Source organism: Streptomyces sp. NPDC038135 (assembly GCF_055601245.1).
On the sequence record NZ_JBVJXS010000002.1, the window covers coordinates 116282 to 131241 of the forward strand.

Consider the following 14960-nt stretch of genomic DNA (forward strand, 5'->3'; position numbering starts at 1 on the left):
CGGGGGAGGAACTCAAGTGACCAGCAGACCCTGGACGTTCAGAGCCGCCGCCATAGCCGTGGCGCTCGCGACGGCCTCCGCCACCTACGCGACCTTCGCGGTCGCCGAGGCGAGCACCCAGGCCCCGTCGGCAGCCGTGAACCGGCATGACCCGGCCCCGGTGAAGCAGAAGGCCCACGACCTGGACGGCCCGCTGAGCAAGACGCAGCGCGCCCAGCGTCAGGAGGCCCTGAACCAGATCATCGCGGGCAAGGCGAAGGCCAAGGACCGCAACGGCTCGAAGGTCGTCCAGCTCAAGAGCAAGAAGGGCGACAGCAAGTACGTCGAGCTCGGCCGCGAGAAGACCGACAAGATCTTCACCATCCTGGTGGAGTTCGGCGACCAGACGGACCCCAAGTACGGGGGCACCGCCGGTCCGATGCACAACACGATCGCCAAGCCGGACCGCAAGAAGGACAACTCGACGGCCTGGCAGCAGGACTACAACCAGAAGCACTTCCAGAACCTCTACTTCGGCACCGGCTCGAAGACGGAGTCGCTGAAGAAGTACTACGAGAAGCAGTCCTCGGGCCGCTACTCGGTCGACGGCGAGGTCTCGGACTGGGTCAAGGTCCCGTACAACGAGGCCCGTTACGGCAACAACGCCTGTGGCCAGACGACCTGCTCCAGCGTGTGGAACGTCGTCCGCGACGGCCTCAACGCCTGGGTCGCCGACCAGAAGAAGGCGGGCAAGTCCGACGCCGACATTAAGGCGGACCTGGCCAAGTACGACCAGTGGGACCGCTACGACTACGACGGCGACGGCAACTTCAACGAGCCCGACGGCTACGTCGACCACTTCCAGCTCGTGCACGCCGGTGAGGACGAGTCCGCGGGCGGCGGCGCCCAGGGCACGGACGCCATCTGGGCGCACCGCTGGTACGCCTTCGGCACCGACGCCGGCGCCACCGGCCCCAGCGACAACAAGCTCGGCGGCACGCAGGTCGGCGACACCGGTGTCTGGGTCGGCGACTACACCATCCAGCCGGAGAACGGCGGCCTCGGTGTCTTCGCCCACGAGTACGGCCACGACCTCGGTCTGCCGGACGAGTACGACACCGCCGGCGGCGACAACTCCACCGGCTTCTGGACGCTGATGTCCTCCGGCTCCTGGCTGGGCACCGGCAAGGAGTCCATCGGCGACATGCCGGGCGACATGAACGCCTGGGACAAGCTGCAGCTGGGCTGGCTGAACTACGACACCGCCAAGGCGGGCGTCAAGTCCTGGCACAAGCTGGGCGTCGCCGAGTACAACACCAAGTACCGCCAGGCGCTGGTCGTCTCGCTGCCGAACAAGGCCGTGAAGACCGAGATCGTCACCCCGGCCGAGGGCGCCACCCAGTGGTGGAGCGGCAGCGGCGACGACCTCAAGAACACGCTGACCCGCTCCGTGGACCTCACGGGCAAGAAGTCGGCCGCGCTCACGCTCGACGGCTGGTACGACATCGAGTCCGAGTACGACTTCCTCTACACCGAGGTGTCGACCGACGGCGGCGCCAACTGGACCGCCATCGACGGCACGGTGGACGGCCAGGCCATCCCGCACGACGCGTCCGACAAGCCGGCGCTGACCGGCACGGTCGACGGCTACAAGAAGCTGTCGTACCCGCTGGACGCCTACGCCGGCCAGAAGATCCAGCTCCGCTTCCGCTACCAGACCGACGGCGGTGTGGCCCTCAAGGGCTTCGCGGCCGACGAGATCACGGTGACGGCCGACGGCGCGCCGGTCTTCTCCGACAACGCCGAGTCCGCGGACGCCGCTTGGACCGCCAACGGCTTCTCCCGCGTCGGCGCGTCCTTCACCAAGGACTACAAGCAGTACTACATCGCCGAGAACCGCCAGTACGTCTCGTACGACAAGACCCTCCAGGTCGGCCCGTACAACTTCGGCTTCTCGTCGCGCCCGGACTGGGTCGAGCACTACCCCTACCAGAACGGCCTGCTGATCTGGAAGTGGGACACCTCCCAGGCGGACAACAACACCAACGTCAACGGCCACCCGGGCACCGGTCTGATCCTGCCCGTGGACGCCCACTACAAGGCGCTCAAGTGGTCCGACGGCACGCTGCTGCGCAACCGGATCCAGGCCTACGACTCGCCGTTCGGCCTGGACGCCACGGACGGCATCACGCTGCACAAGGCCGACAAGGCGCTCAAGATCAAGTCGCAGAAGGGCGTGCGGGTCTTCAACGACCACACCAGCACCTACTACGACCCGTCCAACCCGACCGGCGGTGTCAAGATCACTGACACCAACACCAAGATCAAGATCGTCAAGCAGAGCCACGGCGGCACGACGATCGACCTCGAGGTCGGCCCGGCGGTGAAGTAGCGGATATATCCGCAGGTCAAAAGCGTATCGGCGGTGACCCCCTGGCGGGTCGCCGCCGATCGTGTTTAGGTGCGTCCTGTGGCTCGCTTATTGACACCGACCGGAACGGGGATGTGACCGCATGGCCGCAGGAGGCTTCAGCAAACTGCCGAACGGCACCGTGGTGGTGGCACTCAACCTGCCCAGCCCCGGCCCGGCCGGCGGCTCCGCCGGGGTACGCGTCCTGGTGCACGCCCAGAACCGCGCCCGGGCCCTGACCAGGCTCCGCAACCTCGGCCTGCGGGCGATATACCTGCGGGGCAACGCCGCACCGCCGACCCCGGACGAGATCACGGCGGTGCTGCACCACCCGGACGGCCTGATATGGCGCACGGCGCCGGACGCCGGTGTCCCGGTCACCGAGCTGTGGCACCCGATCCGCGCGCTGCTGCGCGCGCCGGCCGTGGCCCAGCACGGCTGAGCCCCCGGCCGGGCGGCGGACGGGCGCGGCCGCCTAGCCGCCGACCACCGGCTTGCCGGTGAGCTCCACCCCGGCCCCGCGCAGCTCCTCCAGGGCCCGCTCCGTCGTCTCCGGGGCGACGCCCGCGGTCAGGTCCAGGAGGATCTGCGTGCGGAAGCCCTCGCGGACCGCGTCCAGCGCGGTGGCCCGTACGCAGTGGTCGGTGGCTATGCCGACCACGTCCACCTCGTCGATGTGCCGGTCGCGCAGCCACTCGGCCAGCGGGACGCCGTTCTCGTCGGCGCCCTCGAAACCGCTGTAGGCCGCCGAGTACGCGCCCTTGTCGAACACCGCGTCCACCGCCCCCGAGGCGACGGCCGGCGCGAAGTTCGGGTGGAAGCCCACCCCCTCGGTCCCCGCGACGCAGTGCGCGGGCCAGGAGCGGACGAAGTCGGGGTCGTCGGCGAAGTGGCCGCCGGGCGCGATGTGGTGGTCGCGGGTGGCCACCACATGGCGGTACCCGGTGCCCCCCGCCTGGCCGATCAGCTCGGTGACGGCGGCGGCCACGTCGGCGCCGCCGGCCACCGCCAGGCTGCCTCCCTCGCAGAAGTCGTTCTGCACGTCTACGACGATCAAGGCGCGGCGCATGATGGGTGTCCTTCGACTGTCCGGGTGACTGACTGAGCCTGGAGATTTCACGGTCCCCGCGGGAGGGGGCCGACGGACGGGGGGAGCGGTGGCGTCCTGCTTTAGCTACCCGAGACGTCCCGCGTGTACTCCGTCGGGAGGACGGGCTCGCCCCGGGAGAGCTGCGTCGCGGACAGCGGCAGGGCGGCGCGCGCCGCGATGTGCCGGTCGCGGGCCACGTCCAGCGGCTCGCGCGCGACCACCTCGCCGGCCTCGACCAGCCGCACCAGAAGCTGCCGTCCGGCCAGCTCGTCGGGGACCGGCCCGGTGCCCACGACCTCGGCCTCCGCGACACCGTCCCGGTCCAGCCGGCGCGCCGCCCACTTGCGGCCGCCGACGGAGGTCTTGCCCCCGCTGGACTTCTTCGCCACCGGCACCAGCGGCGCCGCCGGGTCGGCGGAATCGGCCCGCGCGACCAGCTTGTAGACCATCGAGCAGGTGGGGTGCCCGGAGCCGGTCACGAGCTGGGTGCCGACGCCGTACGCGTCCACGGGCGCCGCCGCGAGCGAGGCGATGGCGTACTCGTCCAGGTCGGAGGTGACGACGATCTTGGTGCCGGTCGCGCCCAGCTCGTCGAGCTGCTGCCGCACCCGGTGCGCGACCAGCAGCAGGTCCCCGGAGTCGATGCGCACCGCGCCCAGCTCGGGACCGGCCACCTCCACCGCCGTGCGGACGGCCTCGGCGACGTCGTAGGTGTCCACGAGCAGGGTGGTGCCCCGGCCGAGGGACTCCACCTGGGCCTGGAAGGCGTCCCGCTCCCGGTCGTGCAGCAGGGTGAAGGCGTGCGCGGAGGTGCCCACGGTCGGGATGCCGTACCGGAAGCCGGCCGCGAGGTCGGAGGTGGTCGCGAAGCCGCCGACGTACGCGGCCCGGGAGGCGGCCACGGCGGCCAGCTCGTGGGTGCGGCGGGCGCCCATCTCGATCAGCGGCCGGTCGCCGGCCGCCGAGGCCATCCGGGACGCGGCGGCCGCGATCGCCGAGTCGTGGTTGAGGATGGAGAGGATCACGGTCTCCAGCAGCACGCACTCGGCGAAGGAGCCCTCGACCCGCAGGATCGGCGAGCCCGGGAAGTACACCTCCCCCTCGGGGTAGCCCCACACGTCACCGCGGAAGCGGTAGCCGGCGAGCCACTTCAGGGTCTCCTCGTCGACGATCCCGCGCTCGCGCAGGAAGCCGAGGACGCCTTCGTCGAAACGGAAGTTCTCGACCGCGTCCAGCACCCGTCCGGTGCCCGCCACCACGCCGTACCGGCGCCCGTGGGGCAGCCGCCGGGTGAAGACCTCGAAGACGCTGCGCCGCTCGGCCGTCCCGCCCTTCAGGGCGGCCTGCAGCATGGTCAGCTCGTACTGGTCCGTGAAGAGCGCCGTCGAGGGAACGTCCACCGGCAGCCCAAGGTCCGCCACGTCCACCACTACCTCCGTCAGCTCGTGACTGCCTGGCCGCCCCAGGACATGCCGGGGGCCCGGGGGTTGTCCCCCGGTGTGTGCAGCATGACGAGGATCGTACCCCCATTTCGTCAGTGTGACGAATACTGCCCCGCGTGGCAGCATGGGCTGTGTGACGTCACCCGCGCCCGTAGAGATCGAACGCACCGAGTCGGCGGAGGAGGTCTTCGCCGTACCCGAGCCCGACGTCCCCTGGGTCACGATCGTGCACAACGACCCGGTCAACCTCATGAGCTACGTGACCTACGTCTTCCAGTCCTACTTCGGCTACCCGAAGGACAAGGCCACCAAGCTCATGCTCGACGTCCACCACAAGGGCCGGGCGGTCGTCTCCAGCGGAAGCCGCGAGGAGATGGAGCGCGACGTGCAGGCGATGCACGGCTACGGACTGTGGGCCACCCTCCAGCAGGACCGGAAGTAGCGATCTCCTCCATGCCCGGAACCTTCGAACCGATTCCCGGTGGCGGCGCTGCCGTCGCGCTCGACGACGTCGAGATCTCCATCATCCGGTCGCTGGCCGTGCAGCTCCTGGAGCTCATCGGCCCCGGCCCCGCCGAGGAAGCCGCCGACCCGCTGGCCGAGCTGTTCGCCGACGGGCCGAGCGAGCCGCCCGCCGACCCGGTCCTCAGAAGGCTCTTCCCCGACGCGTACAGCGACCCCGAGCGGGAGCCCGCCTCGCCGGCCGAGGCGGAGGAGCGGCAGGCGCACTCCGCCGAGTTCCGCCGCTACACCGAGAACGACCTGCGCGCCGGCAAGCGGGAAAACGCGCTGGCGGTGATCCGCACCCTGGACGCGCTGCACGCGTCGGACGCGGGCGCGGCGGTCCTCAAGCTGTCCCCGGACGAGTCGCGCTGGTGGCTCGGGGCCCTCAACGACCTCCGGCTGGCGATCGGCGCCCGGCTGGAGATCACCGACGAGGACGACACCGAGCTGCTCTACCAGCTGCCGGACGAGGACCCGCGCAAGCCGATGGTGATGGCCTATCTGTGGCTCGGCGGGCTCCAGGAAACCCTCGTGACGACCTTGATGCCCTGATCGTCCCGATTCGGTGTTCGCTCAAAGGACACTCAAATCCGGATAACGATCGCGTCACCACTGCGGTCCGATTTCACGCGTTCGAGCGCTCTTTGTCCGCTTCTCCCTGTGTGGTGCGTCACAACCGCCTCTCGTGCTCAATATTGCGGCCGTGATAAATCTTCACGACCGCCCGGCCGACACCACCCATGTCCGGCCGGGTGCGCCACCGAGCCGGCAACCGCCGGCCAGGCACGGGCGGGCTCCCTGAGCCCTGCCCAGCTCCATCAATCCGGGGGGATCGAAACCCGATCCGAGGCCGACGAAAGGCCTGGGTCGGCATGGAGAAAGGCGCACCACACATGGCCTCCGAGAGGGTCACCGAAACCCCCGAAGAGGGGTACGAGCGCGGGCTCGGCAGCCGTCAGGTCCAGATGATCGCCATCGGCGGTGCCATCGGCGTCGGCCTGTTCCTGGGAGCCGGGGCGAACATCGCCAAGGCCGGCCCCAGCCTCATCCTCATGTACGCCCTCGCCGGCGTGATCATCTTCTTCATCATGCGGGCCCTGGGCGAGCTGCTGCTCTACCGTCCCGTCTCCGGCTCCTTCGCCGAGTACTCCCGTGAGTTCCTCGGCCCGTTCTTCGGCTACTTCACCGGCTGGACGTACTGGCTGATGTGGGTGGTCACCGGCATGGCCGAGCTCACGGCCGCCGCCATCTACGTCAACTACTGGTTCCCGGCCGTCCCGCAGTGGGTCACGGCCCTGGTCTTCCTCGTGGTCCTCTTCGTGGCCAACCTGATCTCGGTCAAGCTGTTCGGCGAGATCGAGTTCTGGTTCTCCATGGTCAAGGTCACCGCCCTGATCGGCATGATCGTGATCGGCCTCGGCGTGCTCACCTTCGGCTTCAGCGCCGCCGGTGACACCGCGCACGTGGCCAACCTCTGGCAGTTCGACGGCTTCTTCCCCAAGGGCGTCGGCTCCTCGCTGATGACCCTGCAGGGCGTGATGTTCGCCTACCTCGCCGTCGAGCTGGTCGGCGTCACCGCGGGCGAGTCCGAGAACCCGGAGAAGACCCTCCCGAAGGCGATCAACACCCTGCCGTGGCGCATCGCCCTGTTCTACGTGGGCGCCCTGACGGTCATCCTCTGCGTGGTCAAGTGGACCGAGTTCGCCGAAGGCGTCAGCCCCTTCGTGAAGGCGTTCGCGGTCATCGGCATCCCGGCCGGCGCCGGCATCGTCAACTTCGTGGTGCTCACCGCCGCCCTGTCCTCGTGCAACTCGGGCATGTACTCCACCGGCCGCATGCTGCGCACCCTGGCCGACAACGGCGAGGCCCCGCGCGTCTTCGCGAAGCTGTCGACCACCAAGACCCCCGCGCTCGGCATCACCGTCTCGGTGCTGTTCATGGGCATCGGCGTGGTCCTGAACTACGTCGTCCCGGAGAAGGCCTTCGGCTACGTCACCTCCGTCGCCACCGCGGCCGGCATCTGGACCTGGCTGATGATCCTGGTCAGCCACGTCCTCTACCGCCGCGCGGTCGACGCGGGCCGGCTGCCCGCGTCCTCCTTCCCGGCGCCGGGCGGCGCGGTGTGCTCGTACATCGCCATCGCGTTCCTGCTCTTCGTCACCGGCCTGATCGCGTACGACGCCGACTCCCGCGTCTGCCTGTACGTGATGGCGGGCTGGGCGGTCGCGCTGGGCGCCGGCTGGATGGTCGTGAAGTCCCGCGCCCCGCAGATCGCGGACCGCGACGAGCAGGCGTACGAGAAGGTCGGCTGACCGCCGCAGAAACCTTCCCCCAGGACGTCCGGCCGCCGGGAGTACTCGTGGCAGTCCCGGCGGCCACCGCTCAGGGCGTCCAGCATGTGGGCCGCTCCGTACCACTCCCCGGTACGGAGCGGCCCCTCTGCTTATCCTGACCCCCATGCTGACCATCACCCAGGCCCTGTACGACCAGATCGTGGCCCACGCCCGCGAGGACCACCCCGACGAGGCGTGCGGCGTCGTCGCGGGCCCGGTGGGCGCCGGCCGCCCTGAGCGCTTCATCCCGATGCTGAACGCGGCCCGCTCGCCCACCTTCTACGAGTTCGACTCGCAGGACCTGCTCAAGCTCTACCGCGAGATGGACGACCGCGACGAGGAGCCGGTGATCATCTACCACTCCCACACCGCGACCGAGGCCTACCCCTCCCGCACCGACATCGGCTACGCCAACGAGCCCGGCGCCCACTACGTCCTCGTCTCCACCGCCGACGCCGACGGCCTCGGCGACTTCCAGTTCCGCTCCTTCCGCATCCTCGAGGGCGAGGTCACGGAGGAGGAGGTCAAGGTCGTGCAGGCGTACTGACGGCCGTGCCGACGGGCGCCGGCAGGCGCCCCGGCGGGCCCGCTGATCTCGGAGGTCTCAGCAAGTGGCCGACGGCCATCCGAAGTGTGGGACGACACTCCGGGTGCGGGGGCGGGAATCGATACGATGACCTCATGGTTATCCGAGACGTGAGCGACAAGACGCCGGGCATGCTGCTCGTGGCGCGGCTGCACGTCGACCTGTGCAGGCTGGCCAGCGCCATCTGTTGACGCACCACCGTCCTGCCGCCGTACGGCCGTGAGCCGACGGCGCTCCACCCCCGCGTACACGAGACGCCCGCGCTGTCGCGCCCACCGACCTGACTCATTCCGACAGGAGCCCTGACGCCATGGCCATCGAGGTCCGCATCCCGACCATCCTCCGCACGTACACCGACGGCCAGAAGGCCGTGGAGGGCAACGGGGACACTCTCGCCGAACTCTTCGCCGACCTCGAGTCCCGCCACCCGGGCATCCAGGCCCGCATCGTGGACGGCGAGCAGCTCCGCCGGTTCGTGAACGTCTACCTGAACGACGAGGACGTGCGCTTCCTCGACGGCATCTCCACCAAGCTGGCCGACGGCGACAGCGTGACGATCCTGCCGGCCGTGGCCGGCGGGATGGTCTGATCCCCCATGCGCTACGACTCCCCGCTGGCCGCGGTGGGCAACACCCCTCTGGTGCGCCTGCCGCGGCTGTCGCCGTCCGAGGACGTCCGCATCTGGGCCAAGCTGGAGGACCGCAACCCGACCGGCTCGGTCAAGGACCGCCCGGCCCTGCACATGATCGAGCAGGCGGAGAAGGACGGCCGGCTGACCCCGGGCTGCACCATCCTCGAGCCCACCTCGGGCAACACCGGCATCTCCCTCGCCATGGCCGCCAAGCTCAAGGGCTACCGCATGGTGTGCGTGATGCCGGAGAACACCTCGCAGGAGCGCCGGGACCTGCTCGGCATGTGGGGCGCCGAGATCATCTCGTCCCCGGCGGCGGGCGGCTCCAACACCGCCGTGCGCGTCGCCAAGGAGCTCTCCGCCGAGCACCCCGACTGGGTGATGCTCTACCAGTACGGCAACCCGGACAACGCGGGCGCCCACTACGCCACGACCGGCCCGGAGATCCTCGCCGACCTGCCCTCCGTCACCCACTTCGTCGCGGGCCTCGGCACCACCGGCACCCTCATGGGCGTCGGCCGCTACCTGCGCGAGCACAAGCCGGACGTGCGGATCGTCGCCGCCGAACCGCGCTACGACGACCTGGTCTACGGCCTGCGCAACCTCGACGAGGGCTTCGTCCCGGAGCTGTACGACGCCTCCGTGCTCACCACCCGCTTCTCGGTCGGCTCCGCCGACGCGGTCACCCGCACCCGGGAACTGCTCCAGCAGGAGGGCATCTTCGCGGGCGTCTCCACCGGCGCCGCCCTGCACGCGGCGATCGGCGTCGGCAACAAGGCCGTCCGGGCCGGCGAGAGCGCCGACATCGTCTTCGTCGTGGCCGACGGCGGCTGGAAGTACCTCTCCACCGGCGTCTACACCGCCGCCACCACCGAAGAGGCCATCGAGACCCTGCACGGCCAGCTCTGGGCCTAGGCCGTGTCCGCGAAGTCGCGCGTGCGTCGCGACGGTCCGTCCACCTGACGGGGAATTCCGTCCTCCGTAAGCGGGATCCGTCCGCGCCGGTGGTACGTCACATCCGTACCAGCGGCCGGACGGCCGGCCACGGACGAAAGGCGGACCCATGCGTCGAACCACGACCCTCGCCCTCGCGGCAGCCGCGCTGCTCCTCGCGGGCTGCGGCTCGCAGAGCGGCGGGGACGGCGGGGACGACACCGGGGGCGGCAGCGGCAAGGTGTCCCCGTCGGCGAGCGGCTCACCGTCCTCCGGCGGATGCGTCTCCCACGCCGAGCTGACGGCCGCCGACAACGGCCACACCCTCTGCCTGACCGAGGGCGGCGAACTGCGGCTCACCCTCGACGGCACCAAGGACCGCCCCTGGAAGCCGGTCTCGGCGAGCGGCCCCGCCCTGGAGGCGATCAACTCGGGCTTCGTCATCCAGCCGGGCGACGCCACCGCCGCCTACCGGGCGAAGGCCGCCGGCACCACGAAGCTGACGTCCTCCCGGCCCATGTGCCCCGAGCCCACGGCCTCCGGCCAGGTCTCCTGCAAGGGCGTCGAGGAGTGGGCGGTCACGGTGACGGTCCGCCGGTAGCCGTTCGGCCGCTCAGCCCGCCAGGTGCCGGACCTGGTCCCACAGGACCGGGTCGACCACGCCCACCCGGCGCCTGAACTCCCCCACCGGCACCTCCCGCAGCTCGTCGGTCTGCAGGAAGCTGGGCCGCCCGTGCGCGTCGCCGACCGCGCCGGGCGGCAGCGGGATGACCCCGGCGCGCTCGTCGTGGTACTTGCTGGTGATCTTCGCGACCGTGGCCCGGTTGCCGCGCACGGCCAGCACCAGACAGGGGCGGTCCTTGGACTCCGCCCGGTCCTCGTAGGGCACGTTCGCCCACCAGATGTCCCCGGGGTGCGGACGGGTCGGGGCCCGGCCCCGGGTCCCCGGCCGTCCGGGCGGCCGCAGTCTGCGCCCGCCGGGCCGCCGGCCCCGCCCCCAGCCGTCGACGAGCGTGGCGACCAGGGCGAGCAGTACCACCGCCGCGAGCGCCAGCCACCAGGACGTGTCCATGAGGACGACGTTACCGGCGCGCGCCCGGCATTGCGCGCCCTCCTCTGTACTTGTGCGCTCCCGGACCAGCCGAACCGGTGACAGCACAGGTGAGTTCGCCCACAACGGCCCCTGGCGGAGGAGCGACCCGTGCTTTTGCGCCTTACGCTCGACGGACCGCACGACCCCCTTCGCCATGCCCCGGCCCGCTGTGCCGGCTCCCCGCCCGCCGCCTTTCTGCCAACGGAGGTCTCTGCTTCATGAAGCTCACCGTCGTCGGCTGCTCGGGGTCGTTCCCATCCGCGGAATCGGCCTGCTCGAGCTACCTCGTCGAGGCCGACGGCTTCCGGCTGCTCCTCGACATGGGCAACGGCGCCCTCGGCGAGCTGCAGCGCCACTGCGGTCTCTACGACCTCGACGCGATCTTCCTGAGCCATCTGCACGTCGACCACTGCATCGACATGTGCGCCTACTTCGTCGCGCGCTACTACCGCTACGACGGCGGCCGCTGCGCCCCCCTTCCGGTCCACGGTCCCGAGGGCACCGAGCACCGCCTGACCACGGCCTACGCCGACACGCCCTCGGCCTCCTCCATGAGCGAGGTCTTCGACTTCCACACGGTCAAGCCGTCCACGTTCGAGATCGGCCCGTTCACCGTGCACACCGAGCGGGTGCGGCACCCCGTGGAGGCGTACGGCATCCGGATCGAGCACGGCGGCAAGGTGCTGACGTATTCCGGCGACACGGGTGTCACGGCGACGCTGGACGAGCTGGCCCGGGACGCGGACCTGTTCCTGTGCGAGGCCGCGTTCACGTACGGCAAGGAAGACATCCCGGACCTGCACCTCAACGGCCGCGAGGCCGGCGAGACGGCGGCCCGCGCGAACGCCCGCCGCCTGGTCCTCACCCACATCCCGCCGTGGACCGACCCCCAGCTCAACGCGGCCCACGCCCGCGAGGTCTTCACCGGCCCGGTGGACCTGGCGGCGCCGGGGACGACGTACGAGATCTGACCCCACGGCACACACGAAGGCCCCCGGAGCCGAGCGGCTCCGGGGGCCTTCGTCGTGCGGGGGAGGGCTACTTGGCCTCCGCCTTCTGCAGCTCCGCCAGCTCCTCGTCGGACTCACGGCCCGGCGTCGGCAGGTTGAACCTGATGATCGCGAAGCGGAAGATCACGTAGTAGACGACCGCGAAGCACAGGCCGACCAGGACCAGGCCCCAGGGGTTGGTCGCGATGCCCAGGTTGAGGCCGAAGTCGACCACGCCGGCCGAGAAACCGAACCCGTCCTTCATGCCCAGCGCCCAGGTCAGCGCCAGCGAGACGCCGGTGAGGACCGCGTGGATGGCGTACAGGACCGGCGCGATGAACATGAAGGTGAACTCGATCGGCTCGGTCACACCGGTCACGAACGAGGTCAGCGCGATCGAGAACATCATGCCGCCGACGACCTTGCGGCGCTCCGGGCGGGCGCAGTGCACGATGGCCAGGCAGGCCGCTGGGAGACCGAACATCATGATCGGGAAGAAGCCGGTCATGAACTGCCCGGCGGACGGGTCGCCGGCCAGGAAGCGGGCGATGTCGCCGCTCTTGCCGTGGTAGTCGCCGGCCTGGAACCAGGGGAAGGAGTTCAGCAGGTGGTGCATGCCGATCGGGATCAGCGCCCGGTTGGCGACACCGAAGATGCCGGCGCCGACGGCGCCCGACCCCACCAGCCACTCACCGAAGTTGTGCAGACCCGTGCCGAGGACCGGCCAGATGTAGCCGAACACGATGCCGAGCAGCAGACCCGCGAAGGCCGACAGGATCGGGACCAGGCGCCGGCCGCCGAAGAAGCCAGCCCAGTCGGGCAGCTTGGTGCGGTAGAAGCGCTGGTAGATCAGGGCCACCACGATGCCCATCACGACACCGCCGAGGACCTTGGCGTCCACCGGCGCGTCCACCATGACGACCTTGCCGTCGACGGCCGTCGCCACCTTCGGCAGGTTCTTGTCGGTGAACGTGCCCAGCACGTTCTTGAAGACCAGGTAGCCGACGACCGCCGCGAGCGCGGTCGAGCCGTCCGACTTCTTGGCGAAGCCGATGGCGATGCCCACGGCGAACAGCAGCGCCATGTTGTCGAGGATCGCGTTCCCGCCGGCGGCCATGAAGCCCGCTATCTTCGTCAGGAACGTGGGGAACGACGGGCGTCCCAGCATGTCGGTGTTGCCGAGGCGCACCAGGAGGGCGGCGGCCGGCAGCACCGCCACCGGCAGCATGAGGCTGCGGCCGATGCGCTGCAGCACAGCCATCGTGCCGGCGCCCTTTTTCTTCTCGGCCGCGGGAGCGGCGCTGGCCGTGGTCACAACTTCCTCCATGTGGGCATGGCGCCGCCCGTAACGTGGGGGAGGGAGGACGGCGGCGTCTCTGGTCTACACCACCCAGTGGTGTAGACCTGTTGTAGCACGATGAAGGCGGTGTAAGGAACCCGCGATTCCCGTCACCGCCGCGCTACGCGCCGTGCCCCCGTGAGGCCGCTACGCCTTGGTGACGTCCTCCATCTCCTCCGCCCGCTCCCGCCCCGGTGTCCGCAGGTCGAACCTGGTGATCGCGAAGCGGAAGACCGCGTAGTACACCGCCGCGAAGCACAGGCCGATCGGGATGATCAGCCACGGTTTCGTCGCCAGGTGCCAGTTGATGACGTAGTCGATCAGACCCGCGGAGAAGGCGAAGCCGTCGTGCACGCCCAGCGCCCACGTCACCGCCATCGAGACCCCCGTCAGAACCGCGTGGACCGCGTACAGCGCCGGCGCGATGAAGAGGAAGGAGTACTCGATCGGCTCGGTGATGCCCGTCACGAACGACGTCAGCGCCACCGACAGCATCAGCCCGCCGACCTCCTTGCGCCGCTCCGGCCGCGCGCAGTGCGTGATGGCCAGCGCCGCCGCCGGCAGCGCGAACATCATGATCGGGAAGAACCCCGAGGTCAACTGCCCCGCGTTCGGGTCGCCCGACAGGAACATGTTGATGTCGCCGTGCACCACCGTGCCGTCCGGCTTGGTGTAGCTGCCGAACTGGAACCACAGGGGCACGTTCAGGAACTGGTGCAGCCCGACCACCAGCAGCGCCCGGTTGGCGACGCCGAACAGCCCCGCGCCCCACGGTCCCGCGTCGCGCAGCCAGTGGCCGAAGCTCTCCAGGCCGCTGCCGATCGGCGGCCACACCCACAGGCACAGGCCGGCGAAGACGATGGCGACGAACGACATGATGATCGGCACCAGCCGGCGGCCGTTGAAGAAGCCCAGCCAGTCCACCAGCCGGGTGCGGTGGAAGCGGGCCCAGAAGAAGGCGGCCAGCAGCCCCATGACGATGCCGCCGAAGACGCCCGGGTTCTGGAAGGTGAAGGCCGTCACCGACCCGTCCGCCACCTGGCAGCCGATGTGCTCGATCGGCTTCGAGCCGGCCGGGCAGTCCTGCGGGAACTCGTGCAGCACGCCGTAGTAGACGAGGAAGCCCGCCACCGCCGCGAGCGCCGTCGAGCCGTCGGCCTTCTTGGCCATGCCGATCGCCACGCCCACGCAGAACAGCAGCGGCAGCCCCAGCGAACCGTCGAGCAGCGCGCCGCCCGCGCCCAGCATCACCTTCGAGACCGCGGTCCACCCGAGGCCGCCCTCGCCGACCACGCCCGGCTGCGCCAGCCCGATCAGGATGCCCGCGGCCGGCAGCACCGCGATCGGCAGCTGCAGGCTCCGGCCCATTTTCTGCAGGCCCTGGTAGAACCGGTGCAGCCGGACGCGCCCGGGGCCGGCCGTGCTCTCGGCGCTGTCGGCGCTCATCGGCGTCCTTCCTGATCCCCTCGGCCCGGACCCGGCCCGGCGGCCGAACCCCTCGGCGCACAAGCCGGTTTGGCTACCGTCCCTCCGGTGGTGTAGACCAGTCGGCGGACGGTTCCGCTGTGGTGATCGCCATCATTGGGCACGTACCGCACGGCCGCTCGCGAAGATGGGCCAACTGTGGGTTA

The 14960-nt window shown here is 70.2% G+C and carries 16 protein-coding genes; 11 read left to right on the forward strand and 5 right to left on the reverse strand.

The features are described from left to right. The first annotated feature begins 16 nt into the window (after nucleotides 1–16). Nucleotides 17–2371, forward strand: a complete 2355-nt coding sequence (locus ACZ7JA_RS04840; protein WP_470807216.1) for an immune inhibitor A domain-containing protein — start codon at nucleotides 17–19, stop codon at nucleotides 2369–2371. Nucleotides 2372–2492: 121 nt separating this feature from the next. Continuing rightward, a complete protein-coding gene (locus ACZ7JA_RS04845) occupies nucleotides 2493–2831 on the forward strand; it encodes a hypothetical protein (RefSeq protein ID WP_351665273.1) in 339 nt (112 codons plus the stop codon). A gap of 33 nt (nucleotides 2832–2864) precedes the next feature. Here ACZ7JA_RS04845 and ACZ7JA_RS04850 read toward each other — a convergent pair whose 3' ends face one another. Next, on the reverse strand, nucleotides 2865–3458 hold the full coding sequence (locus tag ACZ7JA_RS04850) for an isochorismatase family protein (RefSeq protein ID WP_351665272.1): 594 nt from the start codon (nucleotides 3456–3458) through the stop codon (nucleotides 2865–2867). A 101-nt stretch (nucleotides 3459–3559) separates the two neighbouring features. Continuing rightward, nucleotides 3560–4906, reverse strand: a complete 1347-nt coding sequence (locus ACZ7JA_RS04855) for a nicotinate phosphoribosyltransferase (protein WP_351665271.1) — start codon at nucleotides 4904–4906, stop codon at nucleotides 3560–3562. Between the two features lie 139 nt (nucleotides 4907–5045). Here ACZ7JA_RS04855 and clpS point away from each other — a divergent pair, with 139 nt between their 5' ends. The 8 genes from clpS (at nucleotide 5046) to ACZ7JA_RS04895 (ending at nucleotide 10509) form a co-directional block, all read left to right on the forward strand. After that, on the forward strand, nucleotides 5046–5363 hold the full coding sequence (gene clpS, locus ACZ7JA_RS04860) for an ATP-dependent Clp protease adapter ClpS (RefSeq protein WP_351665270.1): 318 nt from the start codon (nucleotides 5046–5048) through the stop codon (nucleotides 5361–5363). 11 nt (nucleotides 5364–5374) lie between these two features. After that, nucleotides 5375–5977, forward strand: coding sequence for a DUF2017 domain-containing protein (locus ACZ7JA_RS04865; protein ID WP_470807218.1), 603 nt, complete (start codon nucleotides 5375–5377; stop codon nucleotides 5975–5977). 341 nt (nucleotides 5978–6318) lie between these two features. Then, entirely contained in the window at nucleotides 6319–7737 is a 1419-nt protein-coding gene (locus tag ACZ7JA_RS04870; RefSeq protein ID WP_389453586.1) for an amino acid permease, read from the forward strand. A gap of 145 nt (nucleotides 7738–7882) precedes the next feature. Next, nucleotides 7883–8305, forward strand: a complete 423-nt coding sequence (locus ACZ7JA_RS04875) for a M67 family metallopeptidase (protein WP_351665264.1) — start codon at nucleotides 7883–7885, stop codon at nucleotides 8303–8305. A gap of 134 nt (nucleotides 8306–8439) precedes the next feature. Then, nucleotides 8440–8535 (forward strand): putative leader peptide, encoded by a 96-nt coding sequence (locus ACZ7JA_RS04880; protein WP_351665262.1) that lies wholly within the window; start codon nucleotides 8440–8442, stop codon nucleotides 8533–8535. A gap of 119 nt (nucleotides 8536–8654) precedes the next feature. Next, nucleotides 8655–8933, forward strand: coding sequence for a MoaD/ThiS family protein (locus ACZ7JA_RS04885; RefSeq protein ID WP_351665260.1), 279 nt, complete (start codon nucleotides 8655–8657; stop codon nucleotides 8931–8933). Between the two features lie 6 nt (nucleotides 8934–8939). Continuing rightward, nucleotides 8940–9890, forward strand: a complete 951-nt coding sequence (locus ACZ7JA_RS04890; RefSeq protein ID WP_351665258.1) for a PLP-dependent cysteine synthase family protein — start codon at nucleotides 8940–8942, stop codon at nucleotides 9888–9890. Between the two features lie 148 nt (nucleotides 9891–10038). Then, nucleotides 10039–10509 (forward strand): hypothetical protein, encoded by a 471-nt coding sequence (locus ACZ7JA_RS04895; RefSeq protein ID WP_389446467.1) that lies wholly within the window; start codon nucleotides 10039–10041, stop codon nucleotides 10507–10509. A 12-nt stretch (nucleotides 10510–10521) separates the two neighbouring features. Here the strand turns inward: ACZ7JA_RS04895 and ACZ7JA_RS04900 are convergent, their stop codons facing one another. Further along, nucleotides 10522–10980, reverse strand: coding sequence for a type II toxin-antitoxin system PemK/MazF family toxin (locus ACZ7JA_RS04900; protein WP_389298979.1), 459 nt, complete (start codon nucleotides 10978–10980; stop codon nucleotides 10522–10524). A gap of 239 nt (nucleotides 10981–11219) precedes the next feature. Here ACZ7JA_RS04900 and ACZ7JA_RS04905 point away from each other — a divergent pair, with 239 nt between their 5' ends. Beyond that, nucleotides 11220–11972, forward strand: a complete 753-nt coding sequence (locus tag ACZ7JA_RS04905) for an MBL fold metallo-hydrolase (protein WP_351665252.1) — start codon at nucleotides 11220–11222, stop codon at nucleotides 11970–11972. 67 nt (nucleotides 11973–12039) lie between these two features. Here the strand turns inward: ACZ7JA_RS04905 and ACZ7JA_RS04910 are convergent, their stop codons facing one another. After that, nucleotides 12040–13305 carry a PTS transporter subunit EIIC gene (locus ACZ7JA_RS04910; RefSeq protein WP_351665250.1) on the reverse strand — a complete coding sequence of 422 codons (1266 nt, stop codon included), beginning with the start codon at nucleotides 13303–13305 and terminating at the stop codon, nucleotides 12040–12042. 171 nt (nucleotides 13306–13476) lie between these two features. After that, a complete protein-coding gene (locus ACZ7JA_RS04915) occupies nucleotides 13477–14775 on the reverse strand; it encodes a PTS transporter subunit EIIC (RefSeq protein WP_470807223.1) in 1299 nt (432 codons plus the stop codon). Between the last annotated feature and the right edge of the window lie 185 nt (nucleotides 14776–14960).

Bases quoted from the DNA above. Each gene is read 5' to 3' on its own strand.
- ACZ7JA_RS04850 (WP_351665272.1), bottom strand. From the start codon at position 3,458: ATGCGCCGCGCCTTGATCGTCGTAGACGTGCAGAACGACTTCTGCGAG.
- ACZ7JA_RS04895 (WP_389446467.1), top strand. From the start codon at position 10,039: ATGCGTCGAACCACGACCCTCGCCCTCGCGGCAGCCGCGCTGCTCCTC.
- ACZ7JA_RS04870 (WP_389453586.1), top strand. From the start codon at position 6,319: ATGGCCTCCGAGAGGGTCACCGAAACCCCCGAAGAGGGGTACGAGCGC.
- ACZ7JA_RS04900 (WP_389298979.1), bottom strand. From the start codon at position 10,980: ATGGACACGTCCTGGTGGCTGGCGCTCGCGGCGGTGGTACTGCTCGCC.
- ACZ7JA_RS04890 (WP_351665258.1), top strand. From the start codon at position 8,940: ATGCGCTACGACTCCCCGCTGGCCGCGGTGGGCAACACCCCTCTGGTG.
- clpS (WP_351665270.1), top strand. From the start codon at position 5,046: ATGGGCTGTGTGACGTCACCCGCGCCCGTAGAGATCGAACGCACCGAG.
- ACZ7JA_RS04880 (WP_351665262.1), top strand. From the start codon at position 8,440: ATGGTTATCCGAGACGTGAGCGACAAGACGCCGGGCATGCTGCTCGTG.
- ACZ7JA_RS04915 (WP_470807223.1), bottom strand. From the start codon at position 14,775: ATGAGCGCCGACAGCGCCGAGAGCACGGCCGGCCCCGGGCGCGTCCGG.
- ACZ7JA_RS04865 (WP_470807218.1), top strand. From the start codon at position 5,375: ATGCCCGGAACCTTCGAACCGATTCCCGGTGGCGGCGCTGCCGTCGCG.
- ACZ7JA_RS04845 (WP_351665273.1), top strand. From the start codon at position 2,493: ATGGCCGCAGGAGGCTTCAGCAAACTGCCGAACGGCACCGTGGTGGTG.
- ACZ7JA_RS04905 (WP_351665252.1), top strand. From the start codon at position 11,220: ATGAAGCTCACCGTCGTCGGCTGCTCGGGGTCGTTCCCATCCGCGGAA.
- ACZ7JA_RS04875 (WP_351665264.1), top strand. From the start codon at position 7,883: ATGCTGACCATCACCCAGGCCCTGTACGACCAGATCGTGGCCCACGCC.
- ACZ7JA_RS04885 (WP_351665260.1), top strand. From the start codon at position 8,655: ATGGCCATCGAGGTCCGCATCCCGACCATCCTCCGCACGTACACCGAC.